This is a genomic window from Methylobacterium sp. CCH5-D2 (assembly GCF_001556475.1).
GTDB classification, from domain to species: Bacteria; Pseudomonadota; Alphaproteobacteria; order Rhizobiales; family Beijerinckiaceae; genus Methylobacterium; species Methylobacterium hispanicum.
In genome coordinates this window covers 1-653 of record NZ_LSIX01000297.1, presented here as the reverse complement: position 1 = coordinate 653, position 653 = coordinate 1, and the positions used below count along the sequence as shown (strand labels likewise).

General features: G+C 73.5%; 1 protein-coding gene. It reads left to right on the top strand.

The window, feature by feature from the left end; all coding sequences use genetic code 11:
- Positions 1 to 108: 108 nt before the first annotated feature.
- The gene (locus AX737_RS07935; RefSeq protein WP_066920414.1) at positions 109 to 522 is read left to right on the top strand and encodes a VOC family protein; all 414 of its coding nucleotides are present in this window, start codon (positions 109 to 111) and stop codon (positions 520 to 522) included.
- Positions 523 to 653: the final 131 nt, after the last annotated feature.

Genomic DNA, 653 nt, shown 5'->3' with positions numbered 1-653 from the left:
CAGCAGGGCTCTGCCCTGCACCCGCCAAAGGTCTCGACCTTTGGAATCCGGGACCATCCGCGCGCGACGCTTCGCCCCCTGCCGCGTTGACCCGGCGGAGGTGCCCGCATGCCCGCGCTCGACGGTGTTCTGGAGACGGTCCTGTACGTCGAGGATCTCGCGCGCGCCGACGCCTTCTACCGCGGCGCCATGGGCCTGCCCTGCATCCACGCGGATCACCGGATGCGGGCCTACGACGTCGCCGGCCGCGGCGTGCTGCTGCTGTTCCCGCGCGGCGGCTCGCTGGAGCCGATCGAGACGCCGGGCGGCACCATCCCGCCCCACGACGGTTCGGGACCGCAGCACGTCGCCTTCGCGGTCGGCGCCGAGGCGCTGGCCGAATGGGAGGACCACCTCGCCGAGGCCGGCATCGCGGTCGAGGGGCGCACCCGCTGGCCGCGCGGCGGGCAGAGCCTGTATTTCCGCGATCCCGACGGGCATCTCCTGGAGATCGCGACGCCGGGGCTCTGGCGGGGCTACTGAGGGGGACGAGTCATGAGCGCACGACGCCTGCTGCACACGAGTTCGGAGGGGGCGCGCTGGTCGCTGGCCCGCGAGAACCGGGACGTCTTCGTCCTGCGCGAGGACGGCGGGGCGCCTGAGCGGATCGGGCT

Bases quoted from the DNA above. Each gene is read 5' to 3' on its own strand.
- AX737_RS07935 (WP_066920414.1), top strand. From the start codon at position 109: ATGCCCGCGCTCGACGGTGTTCTGGAGACGGTCCTGTACGTCGAGGAT.